Raw genomic sequence first — 16,156 nt, 5'->3', positions numbered from 1 at the left:
ACGTGTCACCCGGCGGCGGCGAGCGCGAGGGTCTTCGCGTTGTCGGGCACGCACGTCAAGAACCGCTCGCGAAAGGACGCGTCGCTGATCTTCGCCGCGCGGTCGAGCAGGTGCTGGCGCGCGACGGCGAGCGCCTCCGCCGCCTCGCGCGCGGCGCCCGCCGCCGCGAGCGCCTCGGCGTAGGCGAGCCGCACGAGCGCCTCACCCTCCTCGAGCGAGCCCGCCTCCTCGAGCTGCACGAACGCCTCGCGCGCGGCCGGCAGCGCCTCCTCCGGGCGGCCCTGCGCGAGCAGCGCGCGCGAGAGCACCGCCACGGCGGCGGCGCGGAGCGGAGGCGCCACGACCAGCGCCTCGACCGCGGCGCGCGCCTCGCGCTCGGCGGCCACGGGATCGCCCGACAGGAGCATGATCTTCGCCATGTACGTCAGCGTCACGCCCTCCATGCGCCGGTCGCCCTGCTGCTGGAACGCCGCGGCGGCGCGCTGCTCGAGGAGCTTCGCCTCCTCGAGCTGCCCCAGGTGGGCGATGACGTAGCCGAGGTTCTGGAGCGCGGCCGTCTCCAGGTCGTCGAGGCCCATGCGCTGCGCCCCGGCGAGCGCCGTCCGGAGCTCGGACTCGGCCACCTCGAAGTCGCCGAGCTCGCCGTACAAGAAGCCCAGGTTCGAGCGCGCCGCGCAGGCGTTCCGGCGGTCGCCGGCCTGCTCGAACGCCGCGCTCGCCGCCGTGAACCCGCTCAGCGCGGCCCCGATGTCGCCCCTCGTGTGCGCCCGGACCGCGCGCGCCTGCTGGTATTGCCCCGCCGCCTGCGGCTCGAGCCCGGCGGGCTCGCTCGCGGCCGCCTCGAGCATCTGGATCAGCGCGTCGACCGCCGCGTAGCGGCCGCCGAAGCTCAGGATCGTCGCGGCGTCGCACAGGCACATGATCCGCGCGCTGATCGCGCCCGCCGCCTCGGCCGCCCGCGTCGCCCACGCCTCGACGCGATCGAAGTGGCCGAGCTTCCCCTCCGCGATGATCACCTGCCCGATGGCGCGGAACCACGGCGAGCTCCCGGTCCGCACGAGGCTCGCCGCCTCGGTGCCGCGCTGCACGGCGAGCGCCGTCTCCTGTTGCCACAGGGCGATCTCGGCCTCCACGAGCCGCAGCCGCCCGAGCTCCTCGTCGGCCGCCCCGCACTGGACGCCCATCTCGGCGCGCGCGAGCGCGCTCGCCAGATCGTTCGCCTCGAGCGCCTGCTCCGCGGCCCTCCGGTACCACCGCACCGCGCGCGCCGGCTCGCCGCCGCGACGGAAGTGCTCCGCGAGCGCCATCGCGTCGGTGTGCCCGCTGCGCTCGAGCCACTCGCCGGCCAGCTTGTGGCCGAGGGCGCGGTCCGGCTCCGTGAGCATCGCGTACGCCGCCTCGCGCACGATCGCGTGGCGGAACACGTAGTCCGTCGGGATGAGCCACCCCGGCGTCGAGACCGGGGCGATGAGCTCCCGCGCCGCGAGCGCGTCGAGCCACGTCTCGGTCTCCTTCACGCGCGTCGCGCCGCCGAGCAGCGCCGCCACCGCGAGCTTCGAGAAGCGGTCGCCGAAGATGCTCGCGGCCCGCAGCACGCGCTTCGCCTCGTGCCCCTCGGCGTCGAGCCGCGCCTCGACCGTGCCCAGCACCGAGTCGGGCAGCACGTCCCCCTTGCCCGTCGCGACCGCGCGGATGAGCTCCTCCAGGTAGAACGGGTTGCCGTCGGCCCGCTCCACGACCCGGGCCACCGTCTCCGCGGGCGTGTCCTCGCCGAGCGCGCTCCGCACCATCCGCTCGCTCGCCTTGGCGGGCAGCGGCCCGAGCTTGATCGTCTGCACCTCCCGGTCGGTCCACAGCCCGGGGAACTGCTTGCTCACCTCGGGGCGGGCCAGCGCGAGCAGCATGAGCGGCAGGTCCCGGAGGTTCCGGAGCGTCTGATCGATGAGGCGCACGGTCGCCGGATCGCCGAAGTGCAGGTCCTCGAGCACGAGCAGCACCGGCTGCGCCGCGCACTCGGCGGCGAGCCAGTCCTCCCACGCCGCGCGCGTCGCGTCGGCCATGAGCATCGCGTTGTCGCGCGCAGCGCGCAGCCCGCTCGTCTCGCCGTCGGGGAACGGCGTCCGCGAGAGCTCGCCCAGGAAGGCCGCGATCCGGCTCAGCGCCTCGCCGCTCAGGTGGCGCCCGAGGCGGCGCGTCAGCTTGCGCCGCCGGGCCTCCACCGGCTCGCCCTCGCGCATCCCCGCCGTCTTGTGGATCGCGTCGGCGATGAGGCCGAACGGGGACCCCGCGGCCATCGACTCGGCCCGCCCGGAGAGGATCTCCACCGACCCGAACTGGCGCCGCACCCGGGTGAGGAACTCCAGGCGGAGCCGCGACTTCCCGGACCCCGCCGCGCCGATCACGAGCACCGCGCTCGCCAGCGACTCGCTCACGCACCCGGAGAACACGCCCTCCAGCATGGACAGCTCGCGGATGCGGCCGACCCAGACGCTCGGCTTGCCGAGCAGCACGGGGACGCTCTCGTCGACCGCCGTCTCGGTCGCGAGGAACGGCCCGTTCTCGTCGGTCTCCACTTTGAGCCGGCCGCCGACCACGCTGGCCGTCACGTCGTCGAGCCGGACCGCCCCGGCGTGCGCGGCCCGCAGGGCGCGCACCCCCCGGTCGATGACGTCGCCCTCGATGAGCTTCGCCGACGACACCCCGCGCCCCGTGGCGACGGCGAGCGGGATGCCGGGGAACCGCGCGCGCAGCGCGAGCGCGCACCGCGCCGCCCGCTCGGCCCGGTCCACGGCGCTCCCGGCGCCGGCGAGGATCGCGATGAGCGAGCCGCGCGAGATCTCCGTGATGTGGGCGCCGTAGGGCTCCACCGCGGCCCGCACCTCCGAGCGCGGCACCGCGGAGCCCGGGCCCTCGCTCGAGAGCTCCTGCAGCACGCTCGAGACGTCCGAGGCGCTGGGCACGCCGCCGGCCGCCGCGACGCTCATCTGCACGTCGTCCGGCTCGCCGGCGAGCACGAGGGACACGAGCCGCTGCTCGCTGCGCGTGAGGAAGCCATCGGGCCGCGCCGAGCGCATGGTCGCGTCTTTCGGGGAGGCCAGCGTGGCGGGCCGCGGCGTCGACCAGGCGTCGAGCACCTCCGCGATCTGCGCGAGCTCGACCCCGACGTCGCCGCAGTCGCGCGGCCGGTCCTCGGGGTTCTTCGCCATCATCCGGTCCATGAGCTGCTCCAGCGGCTCCGGGACGTCCGCGCGGACCTCTCGCAGCCGGGGCGTCGTCTGGAACAGGAGCTTGGCGAGCGCCGCCATGACGTGCGCCCCCTCGAAGGCCGGGCGCCCGGCGATGCACTCGTAAAAGACGCACGCGAGCGAGAACACGTCCGCCCGCGCGTCGAGGGCGCCCCCGCCCTCGATCTGCTCGGGCGCGATGTACCCCGGGGTCCCGAGGATCCCGCCCGTGTAGGTGAGCCGCCGCGACTCCCCGTCCGGGCGCGCGATCCCGAAGTCGACGAGCCTGAGCTGGCCGACGTCGCCGGCGACGAGGAAGATGTTGCTCGGCTTGACGTCGCGGTGGATGATCCCGCGCGAGTGCGCGAAGGCGAGCGCGTCCGCGGTCCTGCGCAGCACCGCCAGGCTCTCGGCGAGCGCGAGCTGCCGGCGCGCGAGGCACGCCGCCAGGTCCTCGCCCTCCAGCCACTCCATGGCGAGGTAGTGGTCCCCGGCGCCGGTCCGCCCGTGCGCCACGTACCGCACGATCCCCGGGTGGCTCAGCTCGGCGAGGATCTGCGACTCGCGCTCGAACCGCTCGACGTCGAAGGCCTCGCGGCTGTGCAGGACCTTGAGGGCGACCGGGCGGTCGTCGAGGCGGTCGTGCGCGCGATAGACCGTCCCCATCCCCCCGGCCGCAACCTGCTGCCCGACGACGAAGCGGTTCGCGAGGACGGCGCCGGAATCCACGCCGCGCGATGCTACTCGAGGAAGACGGACACCGAAGCCTTGTAGCGGTCGGTGCCGCGCGGAAAGACGCGGGGGCCGCACGGAAGGTCGAGCGGCTCACGATCGCGGCAGTTCAAGAAGCTGCCGTCCGACCTCGGCCCATCGCACACGTCCTCACATTCACCCACGACATCGATCGGGCAGTCGTCAATCGAGGGCCCGCAGACGCGCGGGATCTGCCTCTTGCCCGGCGCGAGGCAGGCGAAGAGGCGCTGCGGCTTCTGGAAGACGTTGCCGAAGTAGGTCGCCTCCGCCGCGTCGTACCTCGCCCGCTCCCGCTTCGTGGACGAGAGCGCTTCGTGCTGTCCGCGGAGCGAGATCATGACGTGTTCGCCCCGGTAGTTCACGCGCGCGAGCAGGCACGCGGAGACCCACTCCTGGCAGTCTTCATCACACGAGCCGCGCTTCGAGCCCCACTCGGGCGCGAGGCCGAGATCCCCGACGAAGCTGTAGGGCACCCCATCGACCTTGACGTCGAGGCGGGCCTCCTCGGGGAGCGCGCAGCCCACAATGAAGCTGATGAGCTCCCTCGACTCGGGAGTACGGAGCGCATCTCTCGTCAGCGAGTTACCCATCAACGAATTGATGGTCAGCGCGTTGATGGTCAGCGCGTTGATGGTCAACGCGTTGATGGTCAGCGCGTTGATGGTCAGCGCGTTGGCCGTTATGGCCGCCTGCTGGACCTCCTCCACCGCCTCATCGTCCCCTTCGAGCTCGGCAGACGCGACGCAAGCCGCCTGCGAGAACGACACCGCCACGCAAGCGAGGAGAGCGAACTGGCGTGCAGATTCCATAGTACCAATCAGATCTACACCACTCCAGCTATCAAGTTCAATTGATTTATGGACATTTTGCTGGACATGTTTCTGCACACCGCCACGACACGCAACACCTAGTCAGGTGCCGGGAGTGGGATAACGCAGAGCGCAGCACTCGGGCGCACCCCGCGTCGGGGGGGAAGCGAAACAGCGCGTGGGTGGGAGATTTACGCCAGCTTCCTGGCCAGCAGCGTATTGACCAGGTCGGGGTTCGCCTTACCGCCGGAGGCCTTCATGACCTGGCCGACGAAGAACCCGATCAGCTTCGAATTCCCCGCGCGGAAGCGGGAAACCTCGCCTGGATGGCCGGCGATGATCTGGTCGACGATGCGCTCCAGGGCGCCTTCGTCGGCGACCTGCCGGAGCCCTCTCTGCGCGACGATCGCCTTCGGACTACCGCCCTGCTGCATTATCTCAGCGAGGACATCTTTTGCGATCTTCCCGGAAATCGTCCCGTCATCGATCAGCGCCAGGAGCTCGCCGAGCTGCGCACCCGAGACGGGGAGGTCGCCTGCCTTCCTGTCCTTCATCTCCCGGGCGAGCGAATGGATGACCCAGTTGGCGGCGCCCCGGGGGTTGTCGTGCACGGCGACCGTCTCCTCGAAGAGCCGGAGGAGGCCGTCGTCGTCGGCCAGGACCACCGCGTCATCGCCCGGTATCCCACGTGTATCGATGAGGTGTCTGGCCTTCTCGGCCCGCGCCGGGTCGAGCCGCGCGAGGCGCTCCTCGAAGGGCGCGCGCTCGCGCCGAGGCTCCGGCGGCGGCGCCTTCGCGGCCGGGCCCTCGGGCGCGGGCCCAGGGGCCCGAGCGGGCTTCTCGGCCGAGAGCCTCGACCACGAGTCCTTGAGCGCCACCGTGCGGTTGAAGACGGGCGCGCCGGGCGCGGAGTCGACGGGGTCCACGAAGAAGAACCCCTGGCGCTCGAACTGGACGTGGCTCCCCTTCTCGACCGTGGACAGGCTCGGTTCCACCTGACACCCGCTCAGGACAACCAGCGAACCAGGATTCAAGTTCTCCAGGAAATCCTTTCCCTCGTCGACCGCGTCGGGCCGCTCGGCCGCGAAGAGCCGGTCGTAGAGCCGGACGGCGGCGGTGAGCGCGTGGGCGGCCGAGACCCAGTGCAACGTTCCCTTCGGCTTGCGGCCGTCGGGCGCCTCACCGCTCTTCGTGGGGCGATCGTACGTGCAGCGGAGCTCGACGACCTCTCCTGTCGCCTCGTCTCTCACCACGTCGCGACAGGTGATGAACCCGGCGTAGCGGAGCCGCACCTGCTGCCCGGGCGCGAGCCGGAACCACTTCTTGGGGGGGTCCTCGAGGAAGTCGTCGCGCTCGATGTAGAGCACCCGGGACAGGGGGACCTTGCGGGAGCCTTCCCTCGGCACGTCCTCGGGCCAGTAGGGCGCGTCGATCTCCTCGACCTGCCCCTCGGGGTAGTTCTCGAGGACGACCCGGAGGGGGCGCAGCACCGCCATGACGCGCGGGGCGCGGAGGTTCAGGTCGTCTCGGACGCACGACTCGAACTTGGCGATGTCCACCATGCTGTTCGTCTTCGCGACGCCGATCTCCTCGCAGAACGAGCGGATGGCCTCGGGCGTCACCCCGCGGCGCCGGAGGCCGGCGATGGTGGGCATGCGCGGGTCGTCCCAGCCCGTCACGAGCCCGCCCTTCACGAGCGCGAGCAGCTTTCGCTTGCTCATCACCGTGTAGCTCAGGTTGAGCCGAGCGAACTCGTACTGGCGAGGGCGGGACGGGACGTCGAGGTGCTCGATGATCCAGTCGTACAGCTCCCGGTTGTTCTCGAACTCCAGCGTGCAGATCGAGTGGGTGATCCCCTCGATCGCGTCGGAGAGGCTGTGAGCGAAGTCGTAGAGCGGGTAGACGCACCACGCGTCGCCCGTCCGGTAGTGGCGCGCGCGCTTGATGCGGTAGATCGGCGGATCGCGCATCTTCATGTTGGGAGCGGCCATGTCGATCTTGGCCCTGAGCACGTGCGCGCCCTCCGGGAACTCCCCTGCTCTCATCCGGGCGAAGAGATCCAGGCTCTCCGCGACCGACCTGTTCCTGTAGGGGCTCTCCCGACCGGGCTCCGTGACGGTGCCGCGGAGCTCGCGGGTCTCTGCCTCGCTCAGGCTGCACACGTAGGCGCTGCCCTTCTGGATGAGCTCCACCGCGAAGGCGTAAAGCCGCTCGAAGTAGTCCGACGCGAAGAAGAGCTTGTCGCCCCAGTCGCCGCCGAGCCAGCGCACGTCCCGCAGGATCGACTCCACGTACTCCATGTCCTCGGCGGCCGGGTTCGTGTCGTCGAAGCGCATGTGACACGCGCCCCCGAAGTCCGCCGCCAGCCCGAAATTGAGCAGGATCGACTTCGCATGTCCGATGTGCAGGTAGCCGTTCGGCTCGGGCGGGAACCGGGTCACGACCCGCGTGTGCCTGCCGGCGGCGAGGTCCTCGGCGATGATGTTGCGGATGAAGTTGGACGCGGCGACGCTGCTGTCAGCGTCGCTCGCTCTGGGGCTCTGCGTTGTCACAGCTCTTTTCACCTCGGCTCGGGCGGCGCCGCCCGCGCCGAGCCTACTCAAACGGCACCCGCCGGGCCACCGCGGAGACGGCGTCCGCCCGGCGCGGAGCCCGCAAGGACGGGCGCTTCGCGAGGATTCGCGAGGAGAGGAGGGAGAGGCGCGGCCGGGGCCCGCGGGCAGACGGGGCAGAGACGCGGCGCGGACGGGGCCGGCGGGCTACCCGGGGCGGCGGCGGCCGGGCGCCGCGCGGGCGCGCCGCGGCGGGCAGGCGCGGCGGACGGCGCACGCCCGCGCGGGCGCTCAGAACTGGGCGGCCTCGGTGGACTCGTGCAGGGCCAGCGTGGACGCAGCGCCGCCCGAGATCACCTGGGCGACCTCGTCGAAGTAGCCCGTCCCGACCTCGCGCTGGTGGCGGGTCGCGCTGTAGCCGAACTGCTCGCCGGCGAACTCGGCCTGCTGGAGCTCGGAGTACGCCGCCATCCCCCGGCGCTGGTACTGGCGGGCGAGCTCGAACATGCTGTGATTCAGCGAGTGGAACCCGGCGAGGGTCACGAACTGGAACTTGTACCCCATCGCGCCGAGCTCGCGCTGGAACCGGGCGATCGTCGCGTCGTCGAGGTGCTTCTTCCAGTTGAACGAAGGCGAGCAGTTGTAGGCGAGCAGCTTGCCCGGGAACTGCTTGTGGATCCCCTCCGCGAAGCGCTTCGCCTGATCGAGGTCCGGCGTCGACGTCTCGCACCAGACGAGGTCCGCGTAGGGCGCGTACGCGAGCCCGCGCGCGATGGCCGCCTCGAGGCCGCCCTTCAGCACGAAGAAGCCCTCGGGCGTGCGCTCCCCCGTGACGAACGGCTTGTCGCGCGGGTCGACGTCGGACGTGATCAGCTTGGCGCTGTCGGCGTCGGTGCGGGCCACGAGGACGGTCGGTACGCCCATGACGTCGCTGGCGAGGCGGGCCGCGATCAGGGTGCGGATGAACTGGCTGGTCGGGACGAGGACCTTGCCGCCCATGTGCCCGCACTTCTTCTCGGAGGCGAGCTGGTCCTCGAAGTGAACGCCCGAGGCGCCCGCCTCGATCATGGCCTTCATCAGCTCGAACGCGTTGAGCGGCCCGCCGAAGCCCGCCTCCGCGTCGGCCATGATGGGCGCGAGCCAGTAGCGCCCCGCCTTGCCCTCGGCGTTCTCGATCTGGTCGGCGCGGAGGAGCGCCTGGTTGATGCGGCGCACGAGCGTCGGGACGCTGTTCGCCGGGTACAGGCTCTGGTCGGGGTACATGGTCCCGGCCTCGTTGTTGTCGGCCGCCACCTGCCACCCGCTCAGGTAGATGGCCTTGAGCCCGGCCCGGACCTGCTGCATCGCCTGGTTGCCGGTGAGGGCGCCGAGCGCCGCCACGTAAGGCTCGGAGTGCATCAGGTTCCAGAGCCGCTTGGCGCCGAGGGTCGCGAGCGTGTAGTCGATACGAACGGTGCCGCGGAGGCGCGCGACGTCCGCCTCGGAGTACGGGCGGACGACGCCGCTCCACCGGCCCGGGACGGTGTCGCTCGGCGGCGCGTGCAGGGAGTCGGCGGAGATCGGCGTGTTCAGCGGGAAAGCAGCGGACATGACTGGGCTCCTAGTGCGTTGGGGTTTGGGGCGGCAGCGGCCGCTGTGTCGACGTCAAACGAAGCGCGCCGGGCGTCACGAGCGCCGCTCTCCGGCGGTGGAGATCAAGAGCTCGTAAGCAGGCAGCGTGAGGAACTCCTCGAAGGTCTCTCCGATCGACAGCCGCTCGAACAGCGCGCGCGCCTCGGCGAAGCGGCCGCCGTCGAAGCGCGCCGGGCCGAGCGCGCCGCGGAGCGCGGCCATCTCGCCGTCCACCGCCGCGCGGAAGCGCTCCACGGTGAGCGGCAGGCCGTCGTCGAGCGTCGCCCCGTGGCGGATCCATTGCCAGACCTGCGTGCGGGAGATCTCCGCGGTGGCCGCGTCCTCCATCAGGTTGTAGAGCGGGACGCAGCCGAGGCCGCTGATCCACGCCTCGAGGTACTGGACGCCGACCCGGATGTTGTGGCGCAGGCCCGCCTCGGTGCGCGCGCCCTCCGGGACGCGCAGCAGGTCGGCCGCCGAGACGCGGACGTCCTCGCGCTTGCGCTCGATCTGGTTCGCGGCCGGCATGTGCGCGTCGAACACCTCGCGCGCGAGCGGCACGAGCCCCGGGTGCGCGACCCAGGTGCCGTCGTGTCCGTCCTTCACCTCGCGCAGCTTGTCGGCGCGCACCTTGTCGAGCGCCGCGCGGTTCGCCTCCGGGTCGCTCTTGATCGGGATCTGCGCCGCCATGCCGCCCATCGCGTGCACGCCGCGGCGGTGGCACGTCTTCACGAGCAGCTGCGTGTACGAGCGCAGGAAATGCTGCTCCATCGTCACCTGCGAGCGGTCCGGCATCACGCAGGCGGGGTCGTTCCGGAGCTTCTTGATGAAGCTGAAGATGTAGTCCCAGCGACCGCAGTTGAGGCCGGCCGAGTGCTGCCGCAGCTCGTGGAGGATCTCGTCCATCTCGAACGCCGCGGGCAGCGTCTCGATGAGGACCGTGGCCTTGATGGTGCCGATGGGGAGGCCCAGCGCCTCTTGCGCGAACACGAAGACGTCGTTCCAGAGGCGCGCCTCCAGGTGACTCTCCATCTTCGGCAGATAGAAGTAAGGCCCGGTACCGCGGCGGACGAGCTCACGCGCGTTGTGGAAGAAATAGAGTCCGAAATCGAAGAGCCCGCCCGGCAGCGGCTTGCCGTCCAGCTCGACGTGCTTCTCCGGGAGGTGCCAGCCGCGCGGGCGCACGAGCAGCGTCGCCAGCCTGTCTCCGAGGGCGTAACGCTTGCCGGTCGCCGGGTCGTCGTAACGGAGCTCGCGCCGCGCCGCGAGCCTCAGCGCCGCTTGCCCCTCGATGAGGTTCTTCCACGTGGGCGACGTGGCGTCCTCGAAATCGGCCATGAACACGCTCGCGCCCGAGTTCAGCGCGTTGATGATCATCTTGGGATCGACCGGACCCGTGATCTCCACGCGCCGGTCGAGGAGGTCGTCGGGCAGCGGCGCCACCGCCCAGTCGCCCTCGCGCACATCCCGCGTCTCGGGGAGAAAATCGAACCGCTCGCCCGCGTCCAGCCGCTCTTGCACGGCGCGCCGCCGGGCGAGCAGGGCGGGTACCCGGTCAGCGAACTTGCGCCCAAGACCGGAGAGGAAGCGAAGGGCCTCTGGCGTGAGGACGGACTCGTCGCCCCCGACCCGAGGAGCGAGCAAGCGGACGCTTGCGGTCTCATGATTCTGGCTCATCCACATCTCCTGCAACGCTGCGCGTCGTTACAAGCAACCTATGTTTGTCGACGAGGTTTCAGCGTCAACTTCGCTCTGAAATGCAGGCGGATAACGATGTAGACGAAAGGGCTTTACAGCTTGTTAACGTGTAAACTATTGTAAATTTCCACCAGGCGAGCTGCGCCTACATTTCATCCAGGTTGTCCTGGTCACGTCGGGAGGGTCCTCATGGCCGATGCACCTCTTCTTGGAGCCAAGGTCCGCGCGCTCCGGCGTCGCGAGCACATGACGCAGGTCGATCTGGCGGAGCGCCTCGGTGTCTCGGCGAGCTATCTGAACTTGATAGAGAACAACCGGCGTCCGCTGACTGCGCCGCTGCTCATCCGGCTCGCCCAGATATTCCAGCTCGACCTCCAGAACTTCGCGTCGGAAGAGGACGTCCGGCTCACGGCCGATCTCCACGAGGTGTTCGGCGACCCTATCTTCGAGAGCCACGGGCTGACGAACGCGGATCTGCGCGAGCTCGTCGCGGCGTCCCCGAACGTCGCGCGCGCGGTGCTCACGCTCTACCGGACCTACGCGACGACGCGCGAATCGCTGGATACGCTGGGAGAGCGGCTGGCGGGGGACGGGTTCGTCGCGGTCGACAACTCGCGTCTGCCGTCCGAGGAGGTCAGCGATCTCATCCAGCGCCGGATGAACCATTTCGCGGAGCTCGAGGAAGGCGCCGAGGCGCTCTGGCGCGAGGCGGAGCTCGACGCGGACGACGTCTACCGCGGCCTCGTCCGGTACCTCCACGCGACGCGCGGCATCGAGGTGCGCATCGTCCGGGTCGCGGACGAGCGCCAGGCGATGCGGCGGTACGACCCCGACAGGCGCGTGCTGAGCATCTCCGAGGTGCTGCCGCCCCGGAGCCGCAGGTTCCAGCTCGCGCACCAGCTCGGCCTCTTGACCCAATCGACGGCCATCGACCGCATCCTGCGCGACGAGAACCTCACGACCCCGGAGTCCCGCGCGCTCGCCCGCGTCGCGCTGGCCAACTACTTCGCCGCCGCGATCCTCATGCCGTACCAGCCGTTCCTGGAGGCGGCGCGCGCCGAGCGCTACGACATCGAGCTCCTCGCGCACCGGTTCGGCACGAGCTTCGAGCAGGTGTGCCACCGGCTGACGACGCTCCGCCGGCCGGGCGCCGAGGGGGTGCCCATGCACATGGTCCGCATCGACATCGCGGGCAACATCTCGAAGCGCTTCAGCGGCTCCGGCATACGGTTCGCGCGGTTCAGCGGCGCGTGTCCCCGCTGGAACGTCCACGCCGCCCTGATGACGCCCGGCATGATCCGGATCCAGCTCTCGCAGATGCCCGACGGCGCCGTCTACTTCTGCATCGCGCGCACCGTGCGCAGCGACCGCGGCGGCTACCACGTCCCCCACACGGTGCAGTCGATCGGCATGGGCTGCGACGTCCGCTATGCCCGCGAGCTCGTCTATGCCGACGGGATCGACCTGGACAACATCGGCGCGGCCGTGCCCGTCGGCGTCACGTGCCGGACCTGCGAGCGCCTCGACTGCGCCCAGCGCGCGCTGCCGGCGCTGCAGCACCCGCTCCGCCTCGACGAGAACCGGCGGGGCGTCTCGTTCTACGCGTCGGTCGACAAGTGAGGCGAGCCCGCGGCCGCCCTGCGCCGCGCGCCGGGGCGGCCAGCGCGGCGCGGGATCGCCGGCGGCCCGCTCAGCTGGGCCGCCCGAGCAGCTCGTTGAGCGTGGCCACGAGCCGGGCCACGTCGATGGGCTTGACCATGTGCGCGTGAGCGCCGGCCGCCCGGCTCTTCTCACGATCGTCGTCCCCGCCGAATCCGCTCACCACGATCACCGCCCGTGGCCTGTCCGCGAGCGACGCGACAAGCTCGACGCCGCTGCCGTCGGGGAGCGACACGTCCGTCACCAGGGCGTCGACCGCGCTCCCGGCGAGCATCGAGCGCCCTTCCTCGCACGAGCGCGCAACGAGCACGCGGAAGCCGCGGCGGCGGAGCGCCATGCTGAGCAGCGCCGCCGTGTCGTCGTCGTCGTCGAGCACCAGCACCTGCGGCAGCTCCGCGCTCATCAGGTCCCCGCCTTGCGTTCGGCCGCGTTCAGCGGCCACTCCAGGGTGATCTGCGTCTCCGCGCCGACGCGGTCGGCCCGCGCCTCGCCGCCGTGCGCCTTGAGCACGCCGTCGATCACCCGGACGGGCAGCCCGCCGTCGGCGAGCGGATCCGCGTCCGGCGCGAGCGCCGCCTCGAAGAGCTTCTCCACCGAGGCCGCGCTCGAGTCGCTCGTCAGCACCACCCGCGCGCGATCCCCATGGGCCGCGAGCGCCACGACGACCCGCGCGCGGGCGACGTTCAGGGCGAGCATGAGCGCGTCCGAGAGCGCCGCGGTCATCGACGCGGCGTGCGCGAAGCCGCGCACGGGGGCGAGGTCGAGCGCCACCGTGACGTCGCGCCGCCCGTAGACGAACGACGCCTCCGCGACGGCCTTCTGGACGAGCGCCTCGAGGTCGAGCGGCTGCGCCGGGGCGTCGAGCTGCCGCGACAGCTCGGACGCGGCGGTGTAGCGGTCGGCGAGGCGCAGCAGGCGGCGCACGCCCCGCCGCGCCATGGTGAAGTACGCCGCGTTCTGGGCGGTGGCCTCGCCCCCGAGGACGCTCTCCAGCTCGTTGAGCGCCGTGGCCACCACCCCGGCGGGCCCGCGCACGTCGTGCCCCGCGCGCGCGAACAGCCTGTAAATCGAGTCGGACAGCCCCTTTTCGCTCATTCGTTACGCCTCGCCTCGCGCGCCGCCTCAGCTCAACGAGGAGCTCGCCGAGCCCGGCGGAGAGGCCGCCTTGTCTGGGCCCTCGTCCCCGCCCGAGCCGTCCTGCTCCCCGTAGCGCTCCAGCTTGCGGTAGAGCGTCCGCCGGTCGAACCCGAGCATCTGGGCGGCGCGCGACTTGTTGCCGCCGACGAGCGCGAGCACGCGCTTGATGTAGCGCTTCTCGAGCTCGTCCATCGTCATGATCTCCGCCGGCTCATCGACGGCGACGACGAAGCGGTCGGGCCGGTAGGCCTGGACCTTCTCCGGCAGGTCCTCGACCGTGATCTGCTCGAAGCGCGCCAGCGCCACGGCGCGCTCGATGCTGTTCTCGAGCTCGCGCACGTTGCCCGGCCAGTTGTACGCCGTGAGCTTCTCCGCGGCCGCGGTCGAGAGCGAGAGCACGCCCTTGCTGCTGCGGGACGAGAACTTCTCGAGGAAGTGCATCGCGAGGTGGAGCACGTCGGTGCCGCGCTCGCGCAGGGGCGGCAGGTCGATCTTCACGACGTTGACCCGGTAGTAGAGGTCCTCGCGGAACCGCTTCTCGTACACCTCGGTCTCGAGGTCGCGGTTCGTCGCCGTCACGATGCGGGCGTCGAAGGGGATCTCGGCGTTCGAGCCCACTGGCCGCACCTTCCGCTCCTGCAGCGCGCGGAGCAGCTTCGGCTGGACCTCGAGCGGCATCTCGCCGATCTCGTCGAGGAAGATGGTGCCGCCGCTGGCCTCCAGGAACAGGCCGGTGCGCTGGGTCTTGGCGTCGGTGAAGGCGCCGCGCGCGTGGCCGAAGAGCTCGCTCTCGAGGAGCGCCTGGGGCACCGCGGCGCAGTTGACCGCCACGAAGGGGCCGGACCGGCCGCTGGCCTCGTGGATCGCCCGCGCGATGAGCTCCTTGCCGGTGCCCGTCTCGCCGTGCACGAGGACGGAGGCGTCGCTCCGCGCGACGCGCCCGATCAGATCGTAGACGCGCTTCATCGCAGGGCTGCGCCCGACGAGGCCCTTGGTCTGCTGGACGTCGTGGGCCGCCTCGCGCAGGCGCTTCACCTCCGAGCGGAGGCGCCGGTGCTGGACGGCGCGCGAGACCGTCAGGCCGAGGAGGTTCGCGTCGAGCGGCTTCGTGACGAAGTCGAACGCCCCGGCGCGCATGGAGGAAATGGCGGTCTCCATGCTCCCGAGCGCCGTCATGACGATGACGAGCATGTCGGGGCGCGCGCCGAGGATGCGCTCACAGAGCTCCAGCCCGCTCATCTCGCTCATGCCGACGTCGGTCAACACGACGTCGAAATCGTCCTCGCTCACCAGCTCGAGCGCGCTCTTGGCCGAGGTGCGCGCCGCGACGGAGAACTCCTGCCTCTTGAGGAGGGCTTCGACCAGATCACACGTCGCTTCGTCGTCATCGACGACGAGTATCCTGCCGCTCATCGCGTGTCCTTCCCCGGCAGCTCTCTTCTAAAGGTCGACCGCTGCCTGCACTTGCAGGGAACGTGCCACGGAGAGTTCGCGCCATCAAGCCCAGTCCGCTCCTCGCGGACGTCCTTCGAACGTGACGTTTCGCCACAGGTGCGCGTTCTTGCCCCATCCTGGATGGCACCGGCCGCGCGCAGCGCCCGGGCGGCCCGCCGCCGACAGGGGCCAGCGAGCGCCGCTGCGCCCGAGGCGCCACGGCCGGCAGGGGGCTCACCGACCCCTCGGTCCTCCACGGATCGGCACGGGCCGGCAGCGCGCCTCTTCGTGGCGCGTGTCGCGCGCCTCCGACGGGCCACGCGGGCGAGGCGCCGCTACCGAGGCGTCGCCGCGGTCCCCCGCGGACGCCGCGCCTCTCTCGATTCGGACGGCGCCGCCTGCCGGCAACAGCCGAGTTCGCCCGAGCTCCGAAGCCCTGGTGAGAGGCGAAATTCCACATCGATATTCCCTGTCCGGCGTCCAGCGTCTCTTCGCATCCGGAATAAACCTAATCGGCACGGTGATTGCTTGAGTGCGCCTCATGCAAAAGAGGGGGTGTGAGGGGGGCTCGCGCGCTCACGGGCCTTGCCGCTGACGCTGCGCGCGCTGCGCGACGGCGCCATGTCGCCCCGCTGAAGGCTCGGCGCACCGCCGCGGGCCCTCGGCTGACGCCGCTGCGTGCGCTGGTCGCGAGCGAGCACGACGAGCTCCTTTCCACCCGATGAACGGCGGCCCATCCACCTCGATGAACAACAACCTGACGTCCGGTCCTCGAGAGGAGAATGCATGAAGGCGACACAGCTCTTGAAGGGGCAACACCGCGAAGCCGAGAGGCTGTTCGATCTGGCCCTCTCGACCACAGGCGATGTCCGGGGAGCGACGGACCAGCTGACCAAGCACCTCCTCGCCCACATGCTCGCCGAGCAGGTGGTCCTCTTCCCGGAGCTGCTCGCCATCGAGCCGGACCTCATCGGCGGAGCCTGCGAGGAGCACACGGTCACGCGGTTCGAGATCCGCCGCGTCGTCGGCACGGCGCCCGAGGACCCGAGCTTCAAGGCCAGGCTCGCCACCCTGAGGGAGCTCGTCACGCACCACGCCGAGGAGGAGGAGCGTGACCTCTTGCCAAGGATCGAGGCGGAGCTGACCGAGGACACGAACGAGCGCCTCGGCCGGCAGATGCTGGAGCTCTTCGAGGCGCTCATCGCCCACTCCCGCCGCCCCCACGCGTCGAGCCACGCCCCGCTCCGCACGGCGAGGGCGGCCTGACGGCCGGCGCCCT

Annotated in this window: 10 protein-coding genes; 2 read left to right on the top strand and 8 right to left on the bottom strand. The window is 71.1% G+C overall.

Features of this window, described 5'->3' with window-relative positions:
* Positions 1-5 precede the first annotated feature (5 nt).
* The 5 genes from WME97_RS46890 to aceB form a co-directional block, all read right to left on the bottom strand.
* Positions 6-3,953 (bottom strand): serine/threonine-protein kinase, encoded by a 3,948-nt coding sequence (locus WME97_RS46890; RefSeq protein WP_437547593.1) that lies wholly within the window; start codon positions 3,951-3,953, stop codon positions 6-8.
* An 11-nt stretch (positions 3,954-3,964) separates the two neighbouring features.
* Positions 3,965-4,786, bottom strand: a complete 822-nt coding sequence (locus WME97_RS46885; RefSeq protein WP_437547592.1) for a hypothetical protein — start codon at positions 4,784-4,786, stop codon at positions 3,965-3,967.
* Between the two features lie 191 nt (positions 4,787-4,977).
* Positions 4,978-7,338, bottom strand: coding sequence for a glutamine--tRNA ligase/YqeY domain fusion protein (locus WME97_RS46880; protein WP_437547591.1), 2,361 nt, complete (start codon positions 7,336-7,338; stop codon positions 4,978-4,980).
* A 291-nt stretch (positions 7,339-7,629) separates the two neighbouring features.
* The gene (aceA, locus tag WME97_RS46875; protein WP_437547590.1) at positions 7,630-8,928 is read right to left on the bottom strand and encodes an isocitrate lyase; all 1,299 of its coding nucleotides are present in this window, start codon (positions 8,926-8,928) and stop codon (positions 7,630-7,632) included.
* A gap of 75 nt (positions 8,929-9,003) precedes the next feature.
* A complete protein-coding gene (aceB, locus tag WME97_RS46870) occupies positions 9,004-10,626 on the bottom strand; it encodes a malate synthase A (protein ID WP_437547589.1) in 1,623 nt (540 codons plus the stop codon).
* Positions 10,627-10,836: 210 nt separating this feature from the next.
* On the opposite strand from aceB, the gene WME97_RS46865 reads away from it, so the two are divergent.
* On the top strand, positions 10,837-12,267 hold the full coding sequence (locus tag WME97_RS46865) for a helix-turn-helix domain-containing protein (protein WP_437296514.1): 1,431 nt from the start codon (positions 10,837-10,839) through the stop codon (positions 12,265-12,267).
* 70 nt (positions 12,268-12,337) lie between these two features.
* On the opposite strand, the gene WME97_RS46860 is transcribed toward WME97_RS46865, so the two are convergent.
* The 3 genes from WME97_RS46860 to WME97_RS46850 are packed head-to-tail and all read right to left on the bottom strand — an operon-like array spanning position 12,338 to position 14,856.
* Positions 12,338-12,709: a response regulator gene (locus tag WME97_RS46860; RefSeq protein ID WP_437547588.1), complete on the bottom strand. Its 372-nt coding sequence runs from the start codon at positions 12,707-12,709 to the stop codon at positions 12,338-12,340.
* Positions 12,709-13,401 (bottom strand): histidine kinase, encoded by a 693-nt coding sequence (locus WME97_RS46855; RefSeq protein ID WP_437547587.1) that lies wholly within the window; start codon positions 13,399-13,401, stop codon positions 12,709-12,711. The genes WME97_RS46860 and WME97_RS46855 overlap by 1 nt, the downstream gene beginning before the upstream one ends.
* A 27-nt stretch (positions 13,402-13,428) precedes the next feature.
* A complete protein-coding gene (locus WME97_RS46850; RefSeq protein ID WP_437547586.1) occupies positions 13,429-14,856 on the bottom strand; it encodes a sigma-54-dependent transcriptional regulator in 1,428 nt (475 codons plus the stop codon).
* Between the two features lie 807 nt (positions 14,857-15,663).
* Here WME97_RS46850 and WME97_RS46845 point away from each other — a divergent pair.
* Positions 15,664-16,143 (top strand): hemerythrin domain-containing protein, encoded by a 480-nt coding sequence (locus WME97_RS46845; RefSeq protein ID WP_437547585.1) that lies wholly within the window; start codon positions 15,664-15,666, stop codon positions 16,141-16,143.
* Positions 16,144-16,156: the final 13 nt, after the last annotated feature.

The organism is Sorangium sp. So ce367 (genome assembly GCF_051520455.1).
In the GTDB taxonomy this organism is placed as follows: Bacteria; Myxococcota_A; Polyangia; order Polyangiales; family Polyangiaceae; genus Sorangium; species Sorangium cellulosum_B.
This window is presented reverse-complemented; position numbering and strand designations above follow the sequence as displayed.

Coding starts and splice junctions, on each gene's coding strand:
- WME97_RS46860 (WP_437547588.1), bottom strand. CDS start 12,709: ATGAGCGCGGAGCTGCCGCAGGTGCTGGTGCTCGACGACGACGACGAC.
- WME97_RS46865 (WP_437296514.1), top strand. CDS start 10,837: ATGGCCGATGCACCTCTTCTTGGAGCCAAGGTCCGCGCGCTCCGGCGT.
- WME97_RS46885 (WP_437547592.1), bottom strand. CDS start 4,786: ATGGAATCTGCACGCCAGTTCGCTCTCCTCGCTTGCGTGGCGGTGTCG.
- aceB (WP_437547589.1), bottom strand. CDS start 10,626: ATGAGCCAGAATCATGAGACCGCAAGCGTCCGCTTGCTCGCTCCTCGG.
- WME97_RS46850 (WP_437547586.1), bottom strand. CDS start 14,856: ATGAGCGGCAGGATACTCGTCGTCGATGACGACGAAGCGACGTGTGAT.
- WME97_RS46845 (WP_437547585.1), top strand. CDS start 15,664: ATGAAGGCGACACAGCTCTTGAAGGGGCAACACCGCGAAGCCGAGAGG.
- WME97_RS46855 (WP_437547587.1), bottom strand. CDS start 13,401: ATGAGCGAAAAGGGGCTGTCCGACTCGATTTACAGGCTGTTCGCGCGC.
- aceA (WP_437547590.1), bottom strand. CDS start 8,928: ATGTCCGCTGCTTTCCCGCTGAACACGCCGATCTCCGCCGACTCCCTG.